Annotated in this window: 24 protein-coding genes; 10 read left to right on the top strand and 14 right to left on the bottom strand. The window is 76.4% G+C overall.

The window, feature by feature from the left end:
- The first annotated feature begins 4 nt into the window (after positions 1–4).
- The gene (trpS, locus tag KC207_RS09670) at positions 5–1,030 is read left to right on the top strand and encodes a tryptophan--tRNA ligase (RefSeq protein ID WP_211602808.1); all 1,026 of its coding nucleotides are present in this window, start codon (positions 5–7) and stop codon (positions 1,028–1,030) included.
- The gene (locus tag KC207_RS09665) at positions 1,030–1,542 is read left to right on the top strand and encodes a 2'-5' RNA ligase family protein (protein WP_211602807.1); all 513 of its coding nucleotides are present in this window, start codon (positions 1,030–1,032) and stop codon (positions 1,540–1,542) included. The genes trpS and KC207_RS09665 overlap by 1 nt, the downstream gene beginning before the upstream one ends.
- Before the next feature lie 30 nt (positions 1,543–1,572).
- On the opposite strand, the gene KC207_RS09660 is transcribed toward KC207_RS09665, so the two are convergent.
- Positions 1,573–2,742 carry a glycosyltransferase family 4 protein gene (locus tag KC207_RS09660; RefSeq protein WP_211602806.1) on the bottom strand — a complete coding sequence of 390 codons (1,170 nt, stop codon included), beginning with the start codon at positions 2,740–2,742 and terminating at the stop codon, positions 1,573–1,575.
- Positions 2,743–2,830: 88 nt separating this feature from the next.
- Between KC207_RS09660 and KC207_RS09655 the strand changes: the two genes are divergently transcribed.
- Positions 2,831–3,910 carry a mannose-1-phosphate guanylyltransferase gene (locus KC207_RS09655; RefSeq protein WP_211602805.1) on the top strand — a complete coding sequence of 360 codons (1,080 nt, stop codon included), beginning with the start codon at positions 2,831–2,833 and terminating at the stop codon, positions 3,908–3,910.
- 6 nt (positions 3,911–3,916) lie between these two features.
- On the opposite strand, the gene KC207_RS09650 is transcribed toward KC207_RS09655, so the two are convergent.
- Both KC207_RS09650 and KC207_RS09645 read right to left on the bottom strand, forming a co-directional pair.
- Positions 3,917–5,515, bottom strand: a complete 1,599-nt coding sequence (locus tag KC207_RS09650; RefSeq protein WP_211602804.1) for an ABC transporter permease — start codon at positions 5,513–5,515, stop codon at positions 3,917–3,919.
- Entirely contained in the window at positions 5,512–6,459 is a 948-nt protein-coding gene (locus KC207_RS09645; RefSeq protein ID WP_211602803.1) for an ABC transporter ATP-binding protein, read from the bottom strand. Before KC207_RS09645 ends, KC207_RS09650 begins: the two co-directional genes overlap by 4 nt.
- Positions 6,460–6,513: 54 nt before the next feature.
- Between KC207_RS09645 and KC207_RS09640 the strand changes: the two genes are divergently transcribed.
- From KC207_RS09640 to KC207_RS09625, 4 genes are read left to right on the top strand one after another with little or no spacing between them, the layout of a single operon-like run.
- Entirely contained in the window at positions 6,514–7,020 is a 507-nt protein-coding gene (locus tag KC207_RS09640; RefSeq protein ID WP_211602802.1) for a MarR family transcriptional regulator, read from the top strand.
- A gap of 13 nt (positions 7,021–7,033) precedes the next feature.
- Positions 7,034–8,257, top strand: a complete 1,224-nt coding sequence (locus tag KC207_RS09635; protein ID WP_211602801.1) for an amidohydrolase — start codon at positions 7,034–7,036, stop codon at positions 8,255–8,257.
- On the top strand, positions 8,254–8,673 hold the full coding sequence (locus KC207_RS09630) for a cytidine deaminase (RefSeq protein ID WP_211602800.1): 420 nt from the start codon (positions 8,254–8,256) through the stop codon (positions 8,671–8,673). Before KC207_RS09635 ends, KC207_RS09630 begins: the two co-directional genes overlap by 4 nt.
- A gap of 50 nt (positions 8,674–8,723) precedes the next feature.
- Entirely contained in the window at positions 8,724–10,028 is a 1,305-nt protein-coding gene (locus KC207_RS09625) for a thymidine phosphorylase (protein ID WP_211602799.1), read from the top strand.
- A gap of 91 nt (positions 10,029–10,119) precedes the next feature.
- Here KC207_RS09625 and KC207_RS09620 read toward each other — a convergent pair whose 3' ends face one another.
- The gene (locus KC207_RS09620) at positions 10,120–10,275 is read right to left on the bottom strand and encodes a DUF6131 family protein (RefSeq protein ID WP_211602798.1); all 156 of its coding nucleotides are present in this window, start codon (positions 10,273–10,275) and stop codon (positions 10,120–10,122) included.
- A gap of 178 nt (positions 10,276–10,453) precedes the next feature.
- Here KC207_RS09620 and KC207_RS09615 point away from each other — a divergent pair, with 178 nt between their 5' ends.
- On the top strand, positions 10,454–11,518 hold the full coding sequence (locus tag KC207_RS09615; RefSeq protein ID WP_211602834.1) for an adenosine deaminase: 1,065 nt from the start codon (positions 10,454–10,456) through the stop codon (positions 11,516–11,518).
- A gap of 40 nt (positions 11,519–11,558) precedes the next feature.
- Here KC207_RS09615 and KC207_RS09610 read toward each other — a convergent pair whose 3' ends face one another.
- From KC207_RS09610 to KC207_RS09600, 3 genes are read right to left on the bottom strand one after another with little or no spacing between them, the layout of a single operon-like run.
- Complete coding sequence (locus KC207_RS09610) at positions 11,559–12,392, bottom strand: RDD family protein (RefSeq protein ID WP_249138670.1); 834 nt, start codon at positions 12,390–12,392, stop codon at positions 11,559–11,561.
- A 40-nt stretch (positions 12,393–12,432) separates the two neighbouring features.
- A complete protein-coding gene (locus KC207_RS09605) occupies positions 12,433–13,368 on the bottom strand; it encodes a hypothetical protein (RefSeq protein WP_211602797.1) in 936 nt (311 codons plus the stop codon).
- On the bottom strand, positions 13,361–13,849 hold the full coding sequence (locus KC207_RS09600) for a SigE family RNA polymerase sigma factor (RefSeq protein WP_211602796.1): 489 nt from the start codon (positions 13,847–13,849) through the stop codon (positions 13,361–13,363). Before KC207_RS09600 ends, KC207_RS09605 begins: the two co-directional genes overlap by 8 nt.
- Before the next feature lie 106 nt (positions 13,850–13,955).
- Between KC207_RS09600 and KC207_RS09595 the strand changes: the two genes are divergently transcribed.
- On the top strand, positions 13,956–14,951 hold the full coding sequence (locus KC207_RS09595; RefSeq protein WP_211602795.1) for a stage II sporulation protein M: 996 nt from the start codon (positions 13,956–13,958) through the stop codon (positions 14,949–14,951).
- 106 nt (positions 14,952–15,057) lie between these two features.
- Here the strand turns inward: KC207_RS09595 and KC207_RS09590 are convergent, their stop codons facing one another.
- The 7 genes from KC207_RS09590 to KC207_RS09560 are packed head-to-tail and all read right to left on the bottom strand — an operon-like array spanning position 15,058 to position 22,004.
- Entirely contained in the window at positions 15,058–16,347 is a 1,290-nt protein-coding gene (locus tag KC207_RS09590) for a DUF58 domain-containing protein (protein WP_211602794.1), read from the bottom strand.
- Positions 16,347–17,474: an AAA family ATPase gene (locus KC207_RS09585; protein ID WP_211602793.1), complete on the bottom strand. Its 1,128-nt coding sequence runs from the start codon at positions 17,472–17,474 to the stop codon at positions 16,347–16,349. Before KC207_RS09585 ends, KC207_RS09590 begins: the two co-directional genes overlap by 1 nt.
- Positions 17,471–18,718, bottom strand: coding sequence for a DUF4350 domain-containing protein (locus KC207_RS09580; protein ID WP_211602792.1), 1,248 nt, complete (start codon positions 18,716–18,718; stop codon positions 17,471–17,473). Before KC207_RS09580 ends, KC207_RS09585 begins: the two co-directional genes overlap by 4 nt.
- Positions 18,715–19,365, bottom strand: a complete 651-nt coding sequence (locus KC207_RS09575; RefSeq protein ID WP_211602791.1) for a DUF4129 domain-containing protein — start codon at positions 19,363–19,365, stop codon at positions 18,715–18,717. The genes KC207_RS09580 and KC207_RS09575 overlap by 4 nt, the downstream gene beginning before the upstream one ends.
- A 4-nt stretch (positions 19,366–19,369) precedes the next feature.
- The gene (locus tag KC207_RS09570) at positions 19,370–20,554 is read right to left on the bottom strand and encodes a hypothetical protein (RefSeq protein ID WP_211602790.1); all 1,185 of its coding nucleotides are present in this window, start codon (positions 20,552–20,554) and stop codon (positions 19,370–19,372) included.
- Between the two features lie 32 nt (positions 20,555–20,586).
- The gene (locus KC207_RS09565; protein ID WP_249138669.1) at positions 20,587–21,228 is read right to left on the bottom strand and encodes a uridine kinase family protein; all 642 of its coding nucleotides are present in this window, start codon (positions 21,226–21,228) and stop codon (positions 20,587–20,589) included.
- Between the two features lie 11 nt (positions 21,229–21,239).
- The gene (locus tag KC207_RS09560; RefSeq protein ID WP_211602789.1) at positions 21,240–22,004 is read right to left on the bottom strand and encodes an alpha/beta fold hydrolase; all 765 of its coding nucleotides are present in this window, start codon (positions 22,002–22,004) and stop codon (positions 21,240–21,242) included.
- Positions 22,005–22,077: 73 nt separating this feature from the next.
- Here KC207_RS09560 and KC207_RS09555 point away from each other — a divergent pair, with 73 nt between their 5' ends.
- On the top strand, positions 22,078–22,770 hold the full coding sequence (locus tag KC207_RS09555; protein WP_211602788.1) for a helix-turn-helix transcriptional regulator: 693 nt from the start codon (positions 22,078–22,080) through the stop codon (positions 22,768–22,770).
- Positions 22,771–22,772 lie beyond the last annotated feature (2 nt).

The raw sequence follows: 22,772 nt of genomic DNA, 5'->3' as shown, positions 1-22,772 counted from the left end.
GCCCATGTCCACCCCGACCTCGGCCGATGGCGCACGCCCCCGCATCCTGTCCGGGATGCAGCCGACCAGCGACTCGCTGCACCTCGGCAACTACCTCGGGGCGCTCGTCAACTGGGTCGGGCTCCAGGAGGACTTCGACGCCTATTACTTCGTCGCCGACCTCCACGCCCTCACCGTCCCGACCGACCCCGAGGTCCTGCGCCACCGGACCCGGGTCACCGCCGCCCAGTTCCTCGCCGGCGGCGTCGACCCGGTCCGCTCGGCCGTCTTCTGCCAGAGCCACGTGTCGCTGCACGCCGAGCTCGGCTGGGTGATGAACTGCCTCACCGCCGACGGCGAGGCCCGGCGGATGACGCAGTTCAAGGACAAGACGGCCAAGGGCCAGAACGCCAACGTCGGGCTGCTCACGTACCCGATGCTCATGGCCGCCGACATCCTCATGTACGACGCCGCCTACGTCCCCGTCGGCGAGGACCAGCGGCAGCACCTGGAGATCACCCGCGACCTCGCCCAGCGGTTCAACGCCCGCTTCGGCGACACGCTCGTGGTCCCGGACGCCTACATCGTCAAGGGCTCGGCGAAGATCCAGGACCTCCAGGAGCCGACGGCGAAGATGAGCAAGTCGACGTCGTCGCCGAAGGGCCTCATCGACCTCATGGACGACCCGAGGCGGATCGCGAAGAACATCCGCTCGGCCGTGACCGACACCGGCTCCGAGGTCCGCTACGACCCCGAGGGCAAGGCCGGGGTGTCCAACCTCCTCGTCATCCACTCGGTGCTGTCGGGCACGCCCGTCGAGGAGGTCGCCGCCTCGTTCGCCGGGCGCGGCTACGGGGACCTCAAGAAGGAGGTCGCGGAGGTCGTCGTCGCGGCCGTCGAGCCGTTCCAGGAGCGGATGCGCGGGCTGCTCGAGGACCCCGCCGAGCTCGACCGGATCCTCGCGGACGGCGCCGCCCGCGCCGCCGAGGTCGCGCACGTCACGATGTCCCGCGTCCGTGACGCGGTCGGTCTGCTGCCGGCCGCCCGCTGATGCCCGTCCACGGCGTCGCCGTCACGGTGCCGGACCCCTGGGGCCCGGTGCTGCAGCAGGCGCGCGAGGACTGCGGCGACCCGATGGCCGCGGCGATCCCGCCCCACGTGACGCTGCTGCCGCCCACCCTCGTCGACGGCGAGGACCTGCCGGGCTTCGGCGCCCACCTGCGCTCGGTGTGCGGGTCGGTCGCGCCCTTCGAGATGGTGCTGTCCGGGACGGGCACCTTCCGCCCCATCAGCCCGGTCGTCTTCGTCCAGGTCTCCAGCGGCCTCGCGGCCTGCGAGATCCTCGAGGCCGGCATCCGGTCCGGGCCCGTCGAGCGCGAGCTGGAGTTCCCGTACCACCCGCACGTGACGATCGCCCACCACCTCGAGGACGACGCCCTCGACCGGGCCTTCGAGGGGCTCTCGGACTTCCGGTGCGACTTCACCGTCGACAGCGTCGAGCTCTACCAGCACGACGAGGACGGGGTCTGGCGCGTCGTGCGGTCCTTCCCGCTCACCGGCTGAGCCGCCGGGTCCCGAGCGGGGCGGCCCGCCTCACGCGGCGAGCGGCGTCCGGCGTCCCGCGACGACCGCGGCGTAGTGGCCGACGAGCTCGTCCACGACGCCCGCCCACGTCCGGCCCTCGACGGCCGCCCGCCCGGCCGCGCCGTACCGCTCCCGCAGCCCGCGGTCCGCGACGATGCGGCTGACCTGCCGGGCGAGGTCGGCCGGGTCGTCGGGGTCGGCGAGCAGCCCGGTGCGGCCGTGCTCCACGAGGTCGAGCGGCCCGCCGCGGGCGAGGGCGACGACCGGCAGCCCGGCCGCGGCGCCCTCCTGGAGGGTCTGGCCGAAGGTCTCGGTCGTCGCGGGGTGGACGAGGACGTCGAGGAGGGCGTACGCGTCGGCGAGGTCGCCACCGGAGCGCTGGCCGAGCAGGACCGGCGGGCGGTTCGGACGGCCGGGCATCGAGGCGACGGCCTCCGCGAGCCGGACCGAGGCGACCACCCGGCTCGGCCCGTCCCCGACGAGGACCAGCCGCGTCCCCGGCACCCGGGCGACCGCCTCCAGGCGTCCCAGCTCCTTCTCGGGGGCGAGCCGCCCGACGTACCCGAGCAGCACCTCGCCGTCCGGGGCCAGCTCGCGGCGGGCCGCGGCGACGGAGGGCCGCCCACGCCGCCCGGGGTGGAAGAGGGTGGCCTCGACCCCGCGGCCCCAGCGCGCGGTGTCCCGCACGCCGTGGGCGGCGAGCTCGGCGAGGGTCGAGGTCGACGGCGCGAGGGTCCGGTCGGCCATCCCGTGGACGCGGCGGATCCACCGCCAGGCGGCGTCGGCCGCCGGCACCCCGACGGGCAGGGGTGCGTGCCGGACGAGGTAGCTCGGCATGTCGGTCTGGTACACCGCGACGGACGGGATGCGCAGGCGCGAGGTCTCGTGCAGCGCCCGGGCCCCGAGGACGAACGGCGAGGCGACGTGGACGACGTGCGGCCGCTCGGACTCGAGGAAGGCCCGCACCGACTGCCCCGGCACCCCGAGCGGGAAGGAGCGGACCGGGACCGACCGCACCGGCCGGACGGGGACGCCGGCGTGCTCGGCCGGTGCCGGGGAGGGGGCGAGGAGCGACACCTCGTGCCCGGCCGCGGTGAGGTGCTCCACCACCCGGCACACGCTCGTCGTGACGCCGTTGACGGTGGGCAGGAAGGACTCGGTGACGACGGAGACGCGCACGGCACCGAGGCTGCCCGGCCAGGGCGACGGGAGGGCGACGGGCACGGGCGTGTGCGGTGACGAACGGGTGACCGATAGCCTCGCGGACATGTCCGACGTGGGTGGGTTCTGGGCCGTCGTCCCTGCCGGAGGAGCCGGGACCCGGCTCTGGCCGCTGAGCCGTGCCGGGCGCCCGAAGTTCCTCCTCGACCTCACCGGCGAGGGGCGCACCCTGCTCCAGGCGACGGTCGACCGGCTCGCCCCCCTCGCCGCCGACCGGGTCGTCGTCGTCACCGGCACCGCGCACGCGGACGCCGTCCGCTCCCAGCTCCCGCAGGTGCCCCGGCAGCGGGTGGTCGCAGAGCCGTCGCCCCGCGACTCGATGGCCGCCATCGGCCTGGCGGCCGCCCTCGTCGAGCGGTCGGACCCGGACGCCGTCGTCGGGTCGTTCGCGGCCGACCACGTCGTCCCCGACGCCGGGGTCTTCCACGACGCCGTCCGCGAGGCCGTCGACGTCGCCCGGGACGGGCACCTCGTGACCCTCGGCGTCGAGCCGACGCACCCCGCGACCGGCTTCGGGTACATCCGGGCCGGTGACCCCGTGGAGGGCTTCCCCACGGCGCTGCACGCCCTGGAGTTCGTCGAGAAGCCCGACGCCGAGCGGGCCGCGGCCTACCTCGCCGCCGGAGGCTACCGGTGGAACGCGGGCATGTTCGTCGTCCGGGCGGGCACCCTGCTCGACCTCCTCGCCCAGTGGCACCCCGAGCTGTCGGCCGGCCTGCGGGCGGTCGCGGAGGACCCCGACCGGCTGCCGGACGTCTGGCCCGGCCTCGAGCGCATCGCCATCGACCACGCCGTCGCCGAGCCGGCGGCGGCGCAGGGCCGCGTCGTCGTCGTCCCGGCCCCGTTCGCCTGGGATGATGTCGGCGACTTCGCCGGCCTGTCGGGCCTCGTGCCCGGGGACGGGGGCCCGGTGACGGTCGTCGGTGACGCGGCGGACGTCAGCGCGGTCGACGCCGAGGGCCTCGTCGTCGCGGGCTCCGGGCGACGGGTCGCGGTCGTCGGGCTCGAGGACGTCGTCGTCGTCGACACCCCGGACGCCCTCCTCGTCACGACGCGCGAGCGGGCCCAGGACGTCAAGGCGGTCGTCGACGCGCTGAAGGCGGAGGGGCGCACCGACCTCACCTGAGCCCGCTCAGGCGAGGTCCCGGCGGTCGTACGCGAGGCCTCCCGCCGCGACGAGGACGGCCGCGAGGACGGTGAGGACCACCGCCTCGGCGGCCGCGAACGACCCGCCCGGCAGACCGGACAGGTGGGCGAAGGGGGACAGGTCGACGACCGGGTCCGGCAGCCGCATCGTCGGACCGAGCTCGCCGACGACGAACGCGACGAGCGCGACGCCCCAGGCGGTCGGCGCGAACCGGGGGGTCGCGCCGGCGAGCGCCGCCGCCACGCCGACGAGCACCCAGACCGCGGGCAGCGTCGACATCGTGGCGCCGAGCATCTCGAGCGGTCCGGGCGCCGCGTCGCTCACCGTGGGGCCGACGAGCCCGACGGTGAGGCCGAGGACCGCCATGAGCAGCACGGGCAGCGCCGCCCCGACGAGGACGTGGGCGAGGTACCAGCGGGACCGCGGGGTGGGGGTCGCGAGGACGGGTTCGGCGAGCCCCCGCCGCTCGGCGGCCGAGAGCCGCAGGACGAGGCCGACCCCCGCGGCCGACACGACCGCCGCGACGACGACGACCTCCGTGGCGAGGAAGATGTCCTCGACGCCCCCGGCCGACCCGCCGAGCGTCTCGAGGATCCGGCGGACCTGGGGGTCGTCCGCGAGCTCGCCGACGGAGCCGAGCAGCGACCCGACGACGACGCCCCCGGCGACGAGACCGACCGTCCAGCCGACGAGCGTCCCCGTGGCGAGGCGTGCGACGAGACCCAGGGGGGAGGCGAGCAGCCGACCCCCGCGGGCCGGGCCCGGGCGGGCGGGGAGCAGGCCGCCGCCGAGGTCGCGCCGCTCGAGCAGCGCGGCGGCCGCGACCGTCCCGACGGCGAGGGTCCCGACCCCGAGGAGGAGCAGCCACGTCCGGTCCGCGCCGTAGGCCTCGACCCGCCCGGCCCAGCCCAGCGGGGACAGCCATCCCAGCGCGTGGACGCCGGACCCCTCGGGCGCGGTGTCCGCGGCCGCCCGGACGAGGTAGGCGACGCCGAGGGCGCCGAAGGCGATTCCGCCGGCGCCGCGCGACGTCGAGGCGACCTGGACGGCGACGGCCGTGATCCCGGTCCACGCCAGCCCGGCCGTCGCCCACGCGACCCCGAAGGCGAGCGACCCGCCGGGGTCGGTGCCGACGGCGGCGAGCCCGACCGCGGCGAGCCCGCTCGCGAGGAGCACGGCGACGACGGCCACGCCGACCGCGGCGGCGAGCGGTGCACGCCGGCCCACGGCCCCCGAGCCGAGGAGCTCGAGACGGCCGTCCTCCTCTTCGGTCCGGGTGTGCCGCCGGACGACGACGAGCGCGAGCACGCTCGTGAGGACCGCGCCCATCATCACCGTCTTGAACACCGCGAGGGCGTCCGCGGTCTCGGAGGCGAGCGGCCCGTACATCGCGAGGACCGCCGGGTTCGAGACGACCCCGGCGAGGCCCTCGGCGGCCGACCGGTCGTCCGGGTAGAGGTCGAGGGAGGCGGCGGCCGAGCCGGCGGCGAGCACCGCGAGCCCGAGCACGCTCGCCGGGACGAGGACCCGGTCCCGCCGCCAGGCGAGCCGGGTCAGCTCGCCGACGCCGGCCAGGGTGCTCATCGCACCGGCTCCGGCTCGGACGTCCCGGGGGCCGGGGCGGAGGCGCTGCCGACGTCGGCACCCGGCCCGTAGCGCGACAGGAAGAGCTCCTCGAGGGTGGGCGGCTGGCAGGTGAGACCGGACACCCCGCGGGCGCCCAGCTCCGCCACGAGCCCGCCGAGGTGCTCGGCGTCGACGGTGCACGTGAGCGTCGACCCGTCGACGACGACGTCCTCCACCCCCGGCCAGGCCGCGGCCGCGGCAGCGGTCGGGACCCGCTCGAGGGCGGCCCGGACCCGGCTGCGGGTGAGGCGGCGCAGGTCGTCGAGGGTGCCGGACTCGACGACCCGACCGGCGCGCACGATGGTCACCCGCTCGCAGGCGCGCTCGACCTCGCTGAGGATGTGGCTGGAGAGCAGGACGGTGCGCCCCTCCTCCCGCGCCGCGCGCAGCTCGTCCTGGAAGACCTGCTCCATGAGCGGGTCGAGCCCCGAGGTCGGCTCGTCGAGGACGAGGAGCGGCACGTCGGAGGCGAGGGCCGCGACGAGCGCCACCTTCTGCCGGTTGCCCGTGCTGTACGCCTTGCCCTTCTTCCGCTCGTCGAGCTCGAAGCGCTCGACGAGCCGGCGCCGGCGGGCGGCGTCGACACCCCCGCGCAGCCGTCCGAGCAGGTCGATCGTCTCCCCGCCGGAGAGGGTCGGCCACAGCACGACGTCGCCCGGGACGTACGCGAGCCGGCGGTGCAGCTCGGTGGCGTCCCGCCACGGGTCGAGGCCGAGGACGCTCGCCGTGCCGGCGTCGACCCGGACGAGGCCGAGGAGGGCCCGGAGGGTCGTCGACTTGCCGGACCCGTTCGGACCGAGGAAGCCGTGGACCTCGCCGGCGCCGACGGTGAGGTCGAGACCGTCGAGCGCGACGGTCCGGCCGAACGTCTTGCGCAGGCCCCGCACGGTGATCGCGTCCATGGCGACGACGGTACACCTCGTTCAGAACTTTGTGAATGTTGTAAGGTCGCGGGCATGAGCGCCGCCGACCGCACCCCGCCGGAGCGACACCTGCCGCCCGTCGCGGTCGTCGAGCGGCTCGGCGGCGCGCTCGCCGACCTCGGCATGCAGCTCCAGCCCGCGCGCGTCTTCGCCGCGCTCCTCGCGACCGACGACGGCCGGCTCACCTCGGCCGAGCTCACCGAGGTCCTCGACGTCAGCCCGGCCGCGGTCTCCGGCGCGGTCCGCTCCCTCACCGCCGTCCGGATGGTCCGCCGCGAGCGGGAGCGGGGGTCCCGCCGCGACGTCTACGTCGTCCAGGACGACGCCTGGCACGACGTCCTCGTCCAGAAGGACGGCATCTACGCCCCCCTCGTCGCGGCCCTCGCCGCCGCCCACGACGCCGCGGGGGTCGGCAGCCGTGCCGCGGACCGGATCGGCCTGTCCGTCGAGTTCCTCGAGTTCGTCATGCGCGAGATGGACGCCATGGCGCAGCGGTGGGAGGAGCACAAGGCGTCCCTGGTCCACGGTCCACGGCGGTAGAGTCGGTCCTCCGATGAACGACGATGCCCTCCTCGCCACCCTCGGCGAGCGCATCACCTCGCGGGCCCCCGAGCTCGTCATGCTCCGCCGGGACCTGCACACCCACCCCGAGCTGGCCCGCGAGGAGACGCGCACGACCGAGACCGTCGCCCGCCGCCTCGAGGCCGCGGGCGTCCACGTGCGACGCCTGCCCGGCACCGGGCTCGTCGCCGACATCGGGGCCGGTGACCCCGACGTGCGGGTCGCCCTGCGTGCCGACATGGACGCGCTCCCGGTACGCGAGCGCTCGGGCCTGGAGTACGCGTCCGGCACGACCGGGGTCTGCCACGCGTGCGGCCACGACGTCCACGTCGCCGCGCTCGTCGGGGCCCTCCTCGCGCTCCACGAGGTCGAAGGGGCCCTCGCCGACCGCGGGATCGCCGTGCGGGGGGTCCTCCAGGCCGCCGAGGAGGTCATGCCCGGCGGTGCCCTCGAGGCGATCGCCGCCGGCGCCCTCGACGGCGTCGACGCGATCTTCGCGGTGCACTGCGACCCGAGCATCGACGTCGGCGAGGTGGGGCTGCGCGAAGGGGCGCTGACCGCGGCCTGCGACCAGGTCCAGGTCTCGCTGCACGGCCGCGGCGGCCACACCTCGCGACCGCAGCTCACCGAGGACCTCGTCTTCGCCCTCGCGAAGGTCGTCACCGACGTCCCGGCCGTGCTCGGCCGCCGCCTCGACCCGCGGACCGGGGCCGCCCTCGTGTGGGGCCAGGTCCGGGCCGGGAGGGTCGCGAACGTCATCCCGTCGACGGGGGAGTGCTCCGGCACGCTGCGGATGCTCGACGCCGAGTCCTGGCTCACCGTGGGCCCCCTGCTCGAGGAGATCGTCCACGGCGTCGTCGACCCCTACGGCGTCCAGGCGAAGGTCGAGCGGGTCAAGGGCGTGCCCCCCGTCGTCAACACCGCCGACGGCATCGAGGCGATGCGTCGGGCGGCGCTCGCCGGCGGGTTGCGGCCCGTGCCCACCGCCCAGTCGCTCGGCGGCGAGGACTTCGCGTGGTACCTCGGGCACTGCGGCGGCGCGATGGCCCGGCTCGGCACCCGGACGCCGGGGGGACCGACGTACGACCTGCACCAGGGCGACCTCGTCGTCGACGAGCGGGCGATCGCCCTCGGTGCCCGGCTGCTCGCCAAGACCGCCGTCGTCCGCGGCCTCGACGTCCGACGCCGCGCCCTCACCGAGGAGGAGGACCGATGACCGACGCCCCCGCCACCCCCGCCGCCGACTGGGACGCCCTGCACGCCGAGGCCGTGCGGATGACCGAGCACGCGTACTGCCCCTACAGCGGCTTCCCCGTCGGCGTCGCCGGGATCGTGGACGACGGCCGGATCGTCAGCGGCTGCAACGTCGAGAACGCCGGCTACGGCGTCACCCTCTGCGCCGAGTGCGGGATGGTCTCCTCCCTCCACGCGACCGGCGGCGGTCGGCTCGTTGCCGTGTGGTGCGTCGACGGCCGGGGCGAGACCCTCATGCCGTGCGGCCGCTGCCGCCAGCTGCTGTGGGAGAACGGCACCCCGGACACCGTCCTGCGCACCCCGGAGGGCGACCTCGCCATGCGCGACGTGCTGCCCCAGGCCTTCGGCGCGCAGGACCTCGAGACCCGCCGCCCCTGACGGCTCCCGCCCCTCGCGGCGGCGCCGCGCCGTCCTGCCATGATGAGCGGATGAGCGAAGCCTTCGACGCCGTCGACGTCATCAGCCACAAGAGGGACCGCCACGAGCTGTCCGACGACGAGATCCGCTGGGTCATCGACGCCTACACCCGGGGTGCGGTCGCCGACGAGCAGATGAGCGCCCTCGCGATGGCCGTGCTGCTCAACGGGATGACCCGTCGGGAGATCGCCACGTGGACCGCGGCGATGATCGCGAGCGGCGAGCGGATGGACTTCTCCGGCCTCTCCCGGCCGACCGCCGACAAGCACTCGACCGGCGGGGTCGGGGACAAGATCACCCTCCCGCTGGCGCCGCTCGTCGCCGTCTTCGACGTCGCCGTGCCGCAGCTGTCCGGGCGTGGGCTCGGGCACACCGGCGGGACGCTCGACAAGCTGGAGTCGGTGCCCGGCTGGCAGGCGTCGCTGTCGAACGAGTCGATGCTCGGTCAGCTCGAGGACGTCGGTGCCGTCATCTGCGCCGCCGGGTCCGGCCTCGCCCCGGCGGACAAGAAGCTCTACGCCCTCCGGGACGTCACGGGCACCGTCGAGGCGATCCCGCTCATCGCCTCCTCGATCATGAGCAAGAAGATCGCCGAGGGCACCGGGGCGCTCGTCCTCGACGTCAAGGTCGGCAGCGGCGCCTTCATGAAGACCCGGGACGACGCGAGCGAGCTCGCCCGCACGATGGTCGACCTCGGCACGGACGCCGGGGTGACGACCGTCGCCCTCCTCACCGACATGTCGACCCCGCTCGGCCTCACCGCGGGCAACGCGCTCGAGGTCCGCGAGTCCGTCGAGGTCCTCGAGGGCGGCGGCCCCGACGACGTCGTCGAGCTCACCGTGCGGCTCGCCGAGGAGATGCTGGAGGCCGCCGGGCGCGGGGGCCAGGACGTGCGGGCCGCGCTCACCGACGGGCGGGCGATGGACGTCTGGCGCCGGATGATCTCGGCCCAGGGCGGCGACCCCGACGCGACGCTGCCGACGGCCGCGGAGACGCACGTCGTCATGGCGCCGTCGTCGGGCACGCTGACCCGGCTCGACGCCTACGCCGTCGGGGTCGCCGCCTGGCGGCTCGGCGCGGGCCGCGCCCGCAAGGAGGACCCGGTGCAGGCCGGCGCGGGCGTCGAGCTGCACGCCAAGCCCGGCGACACCGTCCGCGAGGGCGAGCCGCTGCTCACCCTGCACACCGACACCCCGGAGCGCTTCGAGCGGGCGCTCGCGGCCCTCGAGGGCGGCGTGGACGTCGTCGACGGCGGCACCGCCGAGACCGCCGACTCCGTCGTCATCGACCGGATCGCGGCCGACTCGGGCCGCTGACGGGCCGACGCGGGCCGTCGCCGCACCACACCGGCCCCACACGACGGCGCGCCGCCCCGCGCGGATGCGGGACGGCGCGTCGTCGGTCGGCTCAGAACCAGTGTCGGCGTCCGCCGATCGCGCGGCCGGTGCCTCCGAGCACGGCGAGCACCACGCCCACGAGGGCGAGGATGACGCCGAGCGTCACGAGGATCGAGATGTCGGCCACGAGGCCGACGAGGAGCAGGATGACGCCGAGGATGATCACGGTGTGCTGCCTTTCTGTGGACGATGACGGTCCTTGTACCCGCCGGCGGCCCGGTCCACTCCCTCGCGGCGACACCGGCCCGGTCCCGTCCCGGGCCGCTCGTCGACGGGCCGGCCCCGTCGCTAGGGTGAGCGCCGTGACCGACGCGACGACCCCCGCCCCGCGACCGACGCCGGAGATGGTCCGGCGGGCCCCCAAGGCCCTCCTGCACGACCACCTCGACGGGGGCGTGCGGCCGGCGACCGTCGTCGAGCTCGCGGAGGCGTCGGGCTACGACGGGCTGCCGACAACCGACGCCGCCGCCCTCGGGACGTGGTTCCGCGACGCCGCGGACTCCGGGTCCCTCGAGCGCTACCTCGAGACCTTCTCGCACACCGTCGCCGTCATGCAGACCGAGGAGCAGCTGACCCGGGTCGCCCGCGAGTGCGCCCTCGACCTGGCCGCCGACGGGGTCGTCTACGCCGAGTCCCGCTTCGCCCCGGAGCTGCACATCGAGCGCGGCCTGCCCCTGGACCGGGTCGTCGAGGCGGTCCTCGCAGGCTTCCGCGCGGGGGAGGCCGAGGCGGCCGCCGCCGGGACGCCGATCCGCGTCGTCGCGCTGCTCACGGCGATGCGCCACGCCGCCAACGGCCGCGAGATCGCCGACCTCGCCGTGACCTACCGCGACCGCGGCGTCGGCGGTTTCGACATCGCCGGCGCCGAGGCCGGCTTCCCGCCCACCCGGCACCTCGACGCCTTCGAGTACCTGCGCCGCGAGAACGCCCACTTCACGATCCACGCGGGCGAGGCGTTCGGGCTGCCGTCGATCTGGGAGGCCCTCCAGTGGTGCGGCGCCGACCGGCTCGGGCACGGCGTGCGGATCGTCGACGACGTCGCGACCGGCGGCGACGGGGCACCGGTCCTCGGCCGGCTCGCCGCGTACGTCCGCGACTGCCGCGTCCCGCTTGAGATGTGCCCGAGCTCGAACATCCAGACCGGGGCGGCCGAGTCCGTCGCCACGCACCCGATCACGATGCTCAAGGACCTGCGCTTCCGGGTCACCGTGAACACCGACAACCGGCTCATGAGCGGCACGTCGATGTCCCGCGAGATGCAGCTGCTCGTCGACGAGGCGGGCTGGGACCTCGAGGACCTGCGCTGGGTGACGATCAACGCGATGAAGTCGGCGTTCCTGCCCTTCGACGAGCGCCTCGAGCTCATCGACCACGTCGTCAAGCCGGGCTACGCCGCGCTCGGCGCCTGACCTCGGCCGAGAGCTCGCCCCACCCGCCGAACGCGGCTGCTCAGCCGAGCGGGTCCCGGCCGACGACCCGATCGTGCAGTGCCCGCTCCCGGGCGAGCCGTTCGGTGTCGCGGCGGCGTCGCTCGGCGACGACCGCGGCGAGCACGTACTCCGGGTGGAACCCGTCCGGCGGCGCCGGGGCGACGAAGCGCCGCACCTCGCCGGCCAGCTCACGGGCGAGCGGCTCGCGGGACGCGGCGGGCAGCGACCCCGCCCGGGCGAGGAACTGCCGCACGGCGACCGTGAGGCCGGACGGCAGGGCGGCGACGTCGGCGGTCGTCGCCCACGACGCGAGCGGCGGCGGCATCTCCGGGGGCGGGGGCAGGCGCAGCCGAGAGCGCTGGGAGACGACGTACGTGCCCGCCGCGAGGTCCCCGAGCCGCTTGGCGCGGCTCGTCGCCACGGACGCGACGAGGGCGGGGACCCCGGTGAGCAGCCAGATCTCGACGAAGCCGACGAGCGCCCGCACGATGGCGTGCCGGCCGAGGATCGGGCCACCGTCGTCGCGGACGGTCCGCAGGCCGAGGGCGAGCTTCCCGACGGTGCGGCCACGCGTCAGGGTCTCGAGCGTCGCCGGGAGCACGACGAGCACGGCGACGCTCGTCACGAGTCCGGCCGCCTGGGCCACCGCGTCGGACTGGAAGGCGATGAGCGGTCCGACGGCGAACACCGCGACGAGGAGCACGGCGAGCTCGAGGGCGAGGTCGATGAGGCCGCTCGCCGCACGGGAGAGGGTGGTCGCGACGGGCAGCTCGACGGCGACGCCCTCACCGGTGACGACGTCCTCGGACGCGTACGCCCGGTACCCGATGCCCTCCTCGACCGCGTCCGCCACGAGCCCAGGCTATCCGGAGCGCCGCCCCGGACGGACCGGGTCAGCCGGAGCCCCGGGCCCCACGCACCGCCTCGACGACGGGGACGAGCGCCTCCCGGGTCGCGACGACGTCCTCGTCGTCGGCGGAGCCGCCCGGCCCCCACGCCTCGCCGTCCACGGTGTCGACGAGCAGGGCGTCGCCGAGCAGCACGAGCCGCCGGATGCCGGTGGCCATCGCGGGCCCGCCGACCGGTCCGTAGTCCTGGGACCACAGGAAGGTCCCGGGACCCTCGGCCTCCCCGAGGACGGTGACCGACGAGCCGGCCGGGAGGTCCGGCGACCCGACGCAGTCGCGGACGGTGGCCGCCGTCCACTCCAGGGCGGCCCGGGCCTCGGCCTCGTCCGAGAAGACGACGAGCGTCCTGCTGCGGAAGTCCTCGCCGCCGAGGAACCGGCCGACGGCGACCGACCGCGCGTCCCGCCCGGTGAGGATCGTCTGCCCGCAGACGTCCACGCCCGGACCCGGACCGCGCTCGACCCGCGTGGCGGTCCCGTCCTCGTTCGTGTCCGGGTAGCCGGCCGTGAGCGGCATCGTCGCGGGGTCGAGCGGGGCCGCGGGTGAGGGCGGCGGGGCCGTCGACGGGGCGGTCGGGGTCGCGTCGACGGTCGGGGTGGTCGTCGGCGGTCCGGTCGGGGTGGCCTCGGCCGTCCCGCTGGGGGCCGGGGGGGTGGACGACGGCGTCGGTGTCGTGCTGCGGGTCGGTCCGGCCGGCAGCGGCTCGGGCTCGGGTCCGCCCCCGACGACGAGGACGGCACCGGCGAGGACGGCGACGGCCGCCGCCGCCACCGACCCCCCGGCGACGGCCCGCCGGCGGCGACGGCGCCGGTCGCCCAGGCCACGCACCGTGCCCGGGTCCAGGTCCGGCAGCGGGTACCGGCTCGTGTCGCGCATCGACTCGAAGGCCTCCTCGAGCGGGTCGACGGGGTGCTCAGGCATGGGTGGCTCCTTCCGCCAGCAGGTCGGCCAGCGCGGCGCGGCCCCGGGAGAGGCGCGCCTTGACGGTGCCGGCGGGCGCGCCGGTCTCCGCGGCGACCTCGTCGACCGAGAGGTCGGCGATGTGGTGCAGGACGAGGGCGACCCGCTGGGCCTCGGGCAGGTGGCGCAGCGCTGCGACGAGCGCGACCCGGCGCTCGTCCGGACCGTCGGCGGCCACCGTGACGCCGACCGCCCGGTCCGAGGCCCGGCGGTCCATCCGCCGCCGTCGCCACCGGGACACCGCGAGCCGGTGGGCGGTCGTGCGGATCCACGCGTCCCGTCCCCGCCCGGCGTCGATCCGCGAGCGGCGGTCCCAGGCCCGCACGAACGCCTCCTGCACGCAGTCGCGGGCCTCCTCCTCGTCGCCCGTCATCGCGTACACCTGGCGCACGAGCCGCGCGAACGCGGCCTCGTACCAGGCGTCGAACTCCTCGGGTTCCATGCGGCTCCCTGCGGTCGGTCCGGTCGGTCGGGTCATCGGGTGTACGCGTGGGCCCCCCGGCCCGGTTGCATCATCGCCCGGACCGGGGGTCGCCTAGGCTGACGGGGTGGACCTCGACGCGTACGTCGCCGCGCACGCCCACCAGTGGCGGCGGCTCGAAGAGCTCGTGCAGCGCCGGCGGCTCACCGGGGCCGAGGCCGACGAGCTGCTCGACCTCTACCAGCGCGTGTCGACCCACCTGTCGGTCGTGCGCTCGGCGAGCCCCGACCCGGCCGTCGTCGCCCACCTCTCCTCGGTGCTGGCCCGGGCGCGGCTCGCGGCCTCCGGCCGCCGCACGAGCAGCTGGCGCGGCCTCCTCGGATTCTTCACCTCGACCTTCCCGGCGGCGCTGTACCGGCTGCGCTGGTGGTGGGTGACGACGGCGCTCGTCAACGTCGCCGTCGCGTTCGTCGTCGGGTGGTACGCCTACACCCACCCCGAGGTGTGGACCTCGACGATGACCCCCGCCGAGATCGAGGCCTTCGTCGGCACCGACTTCGAGCAGTACTACTCCGAGTACGCCCACCTCGACTTCACCGGGCTCGTGTGGACGAACAACGCGTGGGTGGCGGCCCAGGCGGTCGCCCTCGGCATCCTCGGCCTACCGGTCGTCTACGTCCTCGTCGTCAACGTCGTCAACGTCGGGATCGCCGGGGCGCTCATGGCCTACCACGACCGGACGGGGCTGTTCTTCGGGCTCATCCTCCCGCACGGGCTCCTCGAGCTCACGGCGATCTTCGTCGCCGGCGCCGTGGGGCTGCGGATCTTCTGGTCCTGGGTGGACCCCGGGCCCGTGCCACGGGGGGCCTCGCTGGCGCGGGAGGCCCGCTCCGCCGTCGCCGTCGTCCTCGGTCTCGTCGTCGTCCTCTTCGTGAGCGGCGTCATCGAGGGCTTCGTCACCCCCTCCGGCCTCCCGACGTGGGCCCGAGTGTCCATCGGTGTCGTCGCCGAGGTGCTGTTCGTCGCCTACGTGTTCGTCGTGGGGCGCCGCGCGGCGGCCCGCGGGGCGACGGGTGATCTCGCCGACCGTGACGTCGGCGACAGCGACCTCGTGGCCGCCTGACGACGGCGGACGGTCGAGGGGCCACAACACGACCTGTGGAGGTGTGCTGTGACGTTGAGAGTGGCGCGTCCTGACCCCTCGAGGAGCGGGACCCGACCGGCCGCCCTCAGAGCAGCCCCTGCCGCTTCAGCGCGAGGTAGTGGTCCGCCAGCCGCACCGGCAGCTCGTCGGGCCCGGCGTCGAGCACGTCGACCCCCAGCCGCCCCAGGGCGTCGGCCGCGGCGCCGCGCAGGGCGGTCGTCCGCTCGGCGGCGGCGGCCTCCCACACCTGCGCCGAGTCGGCGCGGGCGGTCCGCATCGCCGCGACGGCCGGGTCGGCGACCGAGGCGACGACGACCCGGTGGTGGGCGACGAGCGTGGGCAGCACCGGCAGCAGGCCCTCCTCGAGCGCCGCGGGCTCGAGGGGGGTGAGCAGGACGACGAGCGAGCGGTGGGTCGAGCGCGTCACCTCACCGGCGAGCAGGCCCCAGTCGGTCTCGACGAGGTGCGGGTCCACCGGGGCGAGCGTGCTGATGACGTCGTGGAGCAGCGCGGCCCGGTCGGCCCCCGTGACCCGGGCGTGCACCCGCCGGTCGCCCGCGAGGACCTGGACCCGGTCGCGGGCGTGACCGGCGAGCGCCGTGAGCAGCAGCGCCGCGTCCATCGCGGCGTCGAGCCGGGGGGCGTCGCCGACCCGTCCGGCGCTCGTGCGACCGGTGTCGACGACGAGGACGACACGGCGGTGCTGCTCGGGCTGCCAGGTGCGCACGACGAGGTCGCGGCGCCGGGCGGTGGCCCGCCAGTCGATGGAGCGCACGTCGTCCCCCTCGACGTAGTCGCGGAGGCTGTCGAACTCCGTGCCCTGCCCCCGGGTGCGTACGGCCGCCCGGCCGTCGAGCTCGCGCAGCACCGCGAGCCGGCTCGGCAGGTGCTTGCGGGCGGGGAAGGGGTGGAGCACCCGGAGGGTGCCGGGCACCTCGACGGAGCGCTGCCGCCCGGCGAGCCCGAGCGGCCCGTGGAGGCGCACGGTGACCCGGTCGGCCCGGCGGTCGCCCCGTCGGGTCGGGGTGAGGGTCGTCGTGACGCGCCGGCGCTCCCCGGCCGGGACGGCGAGCGGGTGCCGGGACGGCGACGCGCCCGCGGAGGGCGGCCAGCCGTCCCGCAGCAGCCCCCGGGCGGTCCGGCGTCCGGTGTTCTCGACGACGAGGCCCGTCGTCACGGCCTCGCCCATCCGCACCTGGCGGGCGCCCTCGCGGGTCAGCGACAGCGCACCCGGCGATGCCGCCAGCAGCAGGTCGAGACCGACGAGGACCACGACGACCGCGAGCCACAGCCAGACCGTCGACCCCGCCGGCCGCAGCACGACGGGGACGAGTCCGAGCAGCACCAGCAGCGCGGTGCGGGTCGTCAGGGCCATCAGCGGGGGACGGGCACCGAGGACAGCACGCCGTGCAGGACCGAGGTGACCGAGGTGCCCTCGAGCTCGGCCTCCGGGCGGAGGGTGAGCCGGTGGGCGAGGGTGGCGACGGCGAGGGCCTTGACGTCGTCGGGGGTGACGTAGCCGCGGCCGCTGAGCCAGGCCCACGCCCGGGCCGTGGCGAGGAGCGCCGTCGCCCCGCGGGGGGAGACCCCGAGGGCGAGCGAGGGCGAGGTGCGGGTGGCCCGCGCGATGTCGACGACGTAGCCGACGACCTCGGGGGAGACCTCGACGGAGCGGACGGCGGCGGCGCCGGCGTCGATGTCCGCGGCGCTCGCGACGGGGCGGACCCCGGCGGCGGCGAGGTCGCGCGGGTCGAAGCCCGCGGCGTGCCGCTGCAGGACCGTCATCTCCTGCTCCCGCTCGGGGACCGGGAGGACGACCTTGAGGAGGAAGCGGTCGAGCTGGGCTTCCGGCAGCGGGTACGTGCCCTCGTACTCGACGGGGTTCTGGGTCGCGGCGACGAGGAAGGGCGCGGGGAGGGCGTGCGGGGTGCCGTCGACCGAGACCTGCCGCTCCTCCATCGCCTCGAGGAGGGCGGACTGCGTCTTCGGGGGGGTCCGGTTGATCTCGTCCGCGAGGAGCAGCTGGGTGAACACCGGGCCGGGACGGAAGGAGAACTCCCCGTCCTTGGCGTCGAAGACCAGTGAGCCGGTGAGGTCGCCGGGCATGAGGTCGGGGGTGAACTGGACGCGCTTGGTGCCGACGTCGAGGGAGGCGGCGAGCGTGCGGACGAGGAGGGTCTTGGCGACGCCCGGCACGCCCTCGAGGAGGATGTGGCCGCGGCACAGCAGCGCGACGAGCATGCCGGCGGCCGCGGCGTCCTGGCCGACGACGGCCTTGGCCACCTCGTCGCGGACCCGGACGAGGGCCTCCCGGGCGTCCGGCGCCTCGAGCTGCGGAGCGCTCGCGGACCTGCCGACGGGTGCGTCGGCGGGCGGCGCGGACGCGGTGGGGACGTCCGGCGTGGCGGGTGTCGTCCCCTGCGAGGCCTGCTCGTCGGTCGGCGCGGGCCGGGTCTCGTCGGGCCGGGTCTCGTCGGGTCGGGCGTCGGGGGTGTCGCTCATGGGGTGCTGACCTTCTCCTCGAGGCGGGTGAGCTGCTGGGCGAGGCGGACGAGGGCGGCCTCGTCCGGCGGTACGGAGTCGCGGAGGACGGCGTCGACCTCCGACGGCGCGAGACCGGTCGCGGCCGCGGTGGCGGCGACGACCGTCGGCAGGGGGGCGTGGGCGGGCAGGCCCAGCCGGGACGCGAGCCGGGTGGTGCTCGCCCGCCGGAGCACGGCCGCGGCCCGGCCCCGGTCGGAGGCGGCGCGGTACATCGCGGCGCGGCTCTCCGTCGTCTCGGTGCCCCGGACGACGACGGGCAGGCGCTCGGGGACGAGACGGCCGAGACGGCGGCCGCGGGCGAGCGCGAAGGCGAGGACGGCGAGCGCCAGGACGGCCGTCGCCGGCACGAGGAACGAGGGCGCGACGGGCTCGGAGCCCTGGTCCGGGCCGGCGGCGAGGGCCTCGGCGTTCGGGTGGAACCAGACGAGCCGGGGGGAGGCGCCGAGCAGGCGGACGACGAGTCCGGCGTGGTCGGCCTCGGTGACGAAGCGGTTCGTCGCGGCGTCGGGGAAGCCGACGACGGTGACCGGCGCGCGGTCCGCCGTCCCAGGGACGAGCACGGCCGCGTGCCCCGGCGGCGGCGCGTCGTCCCCGGACCCGGAGGCGACCTCGTAGCAGCCGGTCGCGCCGGGCGGCAGGCCGCCGGTCGAGGCGCCGTCCTCGTCGGCCCCGACGAGGGTCCACGAGACCCGTCGCAGCTCGTCGTCCGGCCGGACCCAGCGCACGGAGCAGCCGGCCGGGCCGATGTCGTCGGTCGCGGGGAGCGCGTCGAGGCCCAGGCCGAGCGCGTACAACACCTGGGGGGCGCCGTCGAGGAGCACGACCCCGTCCCCGTCGCGGGACCCGCGCAGCAGGTCGCGGGCGGCGGTCTCGCCGAGCAGCGAGGAGTTGCCGACGACGACGGTGGTCCCGGGGGCGTTTGCTCCTGCGGCGAGGGCCTCGGCGGTGGTCTCGACGACCTCGACGTCGACCCCCTGGTCCCGGAGCACCTCGACGAGGGCCCGCGCCCCGGTCTGGCCGGTGCCGTCCGGGTGGAGGTACTCGTCCGGGGACGGACGTCCCGCCGCGAGCGCGATCAGGGCCCCGCCGACGACGAGCGCGAGCGCCCAGAGGACGACCCCGCGGACCCGCCGGGCCGCCGAGCGGGTGTCGGCGGTCGCGGGGCGGACCGCCCGGTCCCCGTCCGTCGCGGTCGCGGTCATCGCCGGGCCTCCTCGGCCGCGGTGACGGGCCGGGCACTCGCGAGCCGGTCCTCGAGGGCGACGACGTGCTCGGCGCGCTCGCGGGTGGCGCGCACGTCGCCGTACCGCACGGCGTCGAAGGCATCGGCGGCGGCCGCGAGCGCGGTGGCCTCGTCGGGGAACCGCCGGGCGAGGTCCTGGGCGACCTCGTGGGCGGTCCGCCCCGGGGCGTCGTCGAGGACGACCCGTTCGACGGCCCGCCGGGCGACGGCCCGGAGACCGTCGAGGACGGCGGTGTCCCAGTCCCCGGCGCGCAGGGCCGCCACGGCGCGGTCGCGCAGGGTGTCGGCCGGGACGTCGGGGACGTCGAGCACCCCGCCGCCGGACGCGCCGGACGCCCGACCGACGTCCCGGCGCAGCACGGCGAGGAGCACGAGCACGGCGACCGCCACGGCGAGCACGAGGACGACGGGGAGCACGAAAGCGGGCAGGCTGCCGCCCCCGGTCGCGGAGAACAGCTCGTCGAGCCACTCGCGGATCCGCTCGAGCAGGCCCGGCCGGGGGGTGTAGACGCCGCTGGACAGCTCGCGCTCGAGCCAGGCCCGGGCCTCGTCGGACGTCGGGTCGAGCGGTGCGTCGGCGACCACGGTGTGGAGGAAGGGCGTCACGAGGTCAGGTGCTCGCCGGCCACGGGGGCTCGGCGGCGCCCTGGGCGGTCTGGACGAGGCGGACGTCGAGCCCTTCGCGTCGGATGCGGGAGTCGACGTAGAGGAGCGCGTCGACGCCGGCGGAGAACGGTGTCGTGAGCGCCCCCGTGACGAGACCGGCGATCCCGGTCGCGACCGTCTGCAGCACGAGCAGCTGGCTGCCCGCCTCGGCGTCGCCGAGGAGGAGGACGCCGCCGAAGAAGATGGCGAGGGCGATGGGGAAGGTGACGACCGAGGCGGCCGTGCCGACGATGATGCCGGTGAGCAGCCGGATGCCGAAGACCCGCCAGAACGGACCCTTGAGGGGTGAGCCGACGAGCCGCGCGGAGCGGCCGAGCCCGCGCAGCGGCCCCAGCCGCTCGAGGACGACGGAGGACGTCGCGAACGCCCACACGGTGGAGAGGTAGACCATCGCGACGACGACGGCCAGGACGCAGAGGAGCCCGACGAGGACGGCGAGCGCGATGCTCGGGCCGTCCGTGGGGTCGATGCCGACGACGAGGGCCACGACGAGGGCGACCGCGAGCGCGACGAGACCGACGACGGCGAGGACCTGGACGGCGACCGCGCCGAGGAGGGCGGGGACCCGGCCGCGCGTCGCGGCCCACGTACCGGCCATCCCGACCTTGCGGCCGAGCACCGCCTGACCGACGACCTGGGCGAGGAACCCGGCGAGGAGGATCCCGGACAGGACCTGGCCGATCGAGGGGAGGTACTGGCCGACGAGGCTGAGGCCGAACCCCTCCGGCAGGGCGTCCGACTCGGCGCCCGAGGTGCCGAGGACGTCGTAGGAGGCCTGTCCGGCGAGCCAGGCGCCGAGCGCGGTCGTCGGCAGGAGGAAGACGAAGGTCGTCAGCGTCGCGAGCCCGATGGTCGCGCCGGGGTTGCCGCGGACGGCCTGGAAGACGGCCCCGAAGAGGTCACCCAGGCCGAGCGGCCGCAGCGGGATGATGCCCGGACGGACGTCGAAACGACCGTAGCCCCCCGGTGGGGGTCCCCCCGGGCCGGCGGGCGGTGGTGAGCCGGGCGGCGGCGAGCCCGGCGGCGGGCCTGCGGGGGGCGGGGACCCGGGCGGGGGACCGGGGTCGCCCGGCGTGGGGCGGGACGGCTCGGGCGCGGAGCCCGGGACGGTCCACGGCTGGTCGGTCATCGGCGGGCCCCCTCGTGCTGCACGCCGCCACCCTAGCCGAGCAGGCTGCGCTCGACGGCGCTCGCCCGGGAGGCCACCGCGCCCAGTCCGGTCTGCCGGCGGACGATGCCCGGCTCGTCCCGCATGAGGCGCCACCCGCGTCGGACCAGGACCGCCGGCGGCTTGCGCCGTTCGGCGAGGTCGCGCAGCAGCCGGCGGGCGAAGGTCACGGCCGGACGGTGGTGGACGCACCACGCGCTGTGCAGCAGGCCGTCGGCCTCGAGGCGGGCCACGACCTCGGCCGCGAAGATGCCCTCCGCGAGGACGAGGTCGCCGGCGGCCGCCTCGACGACCCGGTGTCCGACCGCCCGGCTGGCACCGATGTCGTAGACCGGCGTGCGGGTGCGCCCGGTGTCGACGAGCTCGGCGAGGGCGGCGACGGCCCGGTCCTCGTCCCAGCTGTCGGGATGGTCCCAGTCGAGGATGCCGAGGTCCTCGCGCCGGGGCATCGCCGGGTCGTCCTCGTCGCGGTAGAAGTCGTCGAGGCGGACGATCGGCCAGCCCCGGGCGGCGGCGAGGCGCCCGGCGAGGCGGGACTTGCCCGAGCCGCTCGGACCGGCGAGGACGACGACCCGCCGGCGGTCCGGGGCGGGGGTCGACGAGATCGTTCCGCCGTCCGTCGCCCGCTCGTCCACGGGCGTCGAGTCTAGGTGTGGGTGGCGTTCCCGGCCGCATCGGCCAGGGTGGCCGCGAGGTCCGCGGGGCGGCTCCACATCGGCCAGTGCCCGGTCGGCAGGTCGACCCACGTGACGTCGGCGAGCGTCGCGACCTCGGCCATAATCGGGTGCCCGGCGTCGGCGAGCGCGCGCACCTGCTCCGCGGGGAGGGAGCAGCAGACGAACGTCGCCGGGACGTCGCGCCGGGCGGGGTCGGTGAGCCGGACCGGGTCGCGCAGGACCGCGTCCGGGACGGCGACCGCGCGCTCGCGGAACCGGGTGAGCACCGCGTCGTCGAGCCCGTCGAGCGACGCCTGCTCGCCGAGCACGTCCAACGGCGGCAGCGGTAGCCCGTCCCCGTCCCCGTCGCCGGCGAGGTCGGGGGCGAAGACCGCGCCGTCCGCGACGGGGCCGCTGTCGACCCACACGACCCGGGCCACGAGGTCCGGCCGGCGGTCGAGGACGACGGTCGCCGGGTGGTTCGCCCCGCTGTGCGCGACGAGGACGACCGGCCCGGCGTCGGCGGCGGCGCGTTCCACGGCGGTGAGCAGCGCCTCGGCCTGGTCGGCGGGGGTGCGCCGGGCGCGGTCGGGGTCGGCCGGGTCGGCGCCCGGGAGCGTCACCGGGTGGGCGGTGAGACCCCGGGAGCGGAGGTCCTCGACGACCTCGTCCCAGGCCCAGGCGCCGAGCCAGTGGCCCGGGACGAGGACGAGGGGGGCGGCGGGTGCGGGCGGGGTGGTCGCTGTCGTGTCCATGACCCGATCCTCCGGCGCCCGGTGGACAGCGGGATGTCACCGTCTCCGTCACTGTCTCTGGCATCGTCGGGGGATGCGACGCAGCGAACGGCTCCACGCCCTCACCGAGGCCCTCCGCCGGGCCGGACCCCGGGGCCGGACGGCCGAGCAGCTCGCCGAGGAGTTCGGCGTCTCGACCCGGACGGTCAAGCGGGACCTCGCCGCCCTCGACGCCGGCGGGCTGCCCGTGTGGGGACGCGGCGGCCCCGGTGGGGGCTACGGGTTGTCCGAGCGGGCGTCGCTGCCGCCGGTGACCCTCACCCCGGGGCAGGCGGTCGGCCTCGTCGCCGCCGTCGCGGCGACGACCGGCGCACCGTACGCCGACGCCGCCCGTGCCTCGGTCCGGAAGGTCCTCGACACCCTCGACCCCGGGACGCGGCGGCGTGCCGAACGGCTCGCGGGGCGGGTCTGGGTCGACGCGCCCGACGGTGCCCCGCGCCGCGTCATGTCGGCGCTCGAGGCCGCGACGGCGGACCAGGTGACGGTCCGCATCGCGTACACCGACCGGCAGGGGCGGGCGACGCGGCGTGAGGTGGAGCCGATGATCTTCGCGTGGGCCTTCGGGCGCTGGTACCTCGTCGCCTGGTGTCGCCTGCGGAACGACGTCCGCTGGTTCGACCTCACCCGGGTCGAGCGGGCGAGCGCGACCCGGACGCCGTGCGCCGGGCACCCGGTCGGGGCGATCGGCCGCCCGCCGGAGTCCGCCCGGCCCGCGTCGGACCTCTGACC

Source organism: Phycicoccus avicenniae (assembly GCF_018139485.1).
GTDB lineage: Bacteria > Actinomycetota > Actinomycetes > Actinomycetales > Dermatophilaceae > Phycicoccus > Phycicoccus avicenniae.
Note: the sequence above shows the minus strand (reverse complement) of the source record. Positions and strands in the feature narration are given on the sequence as shown.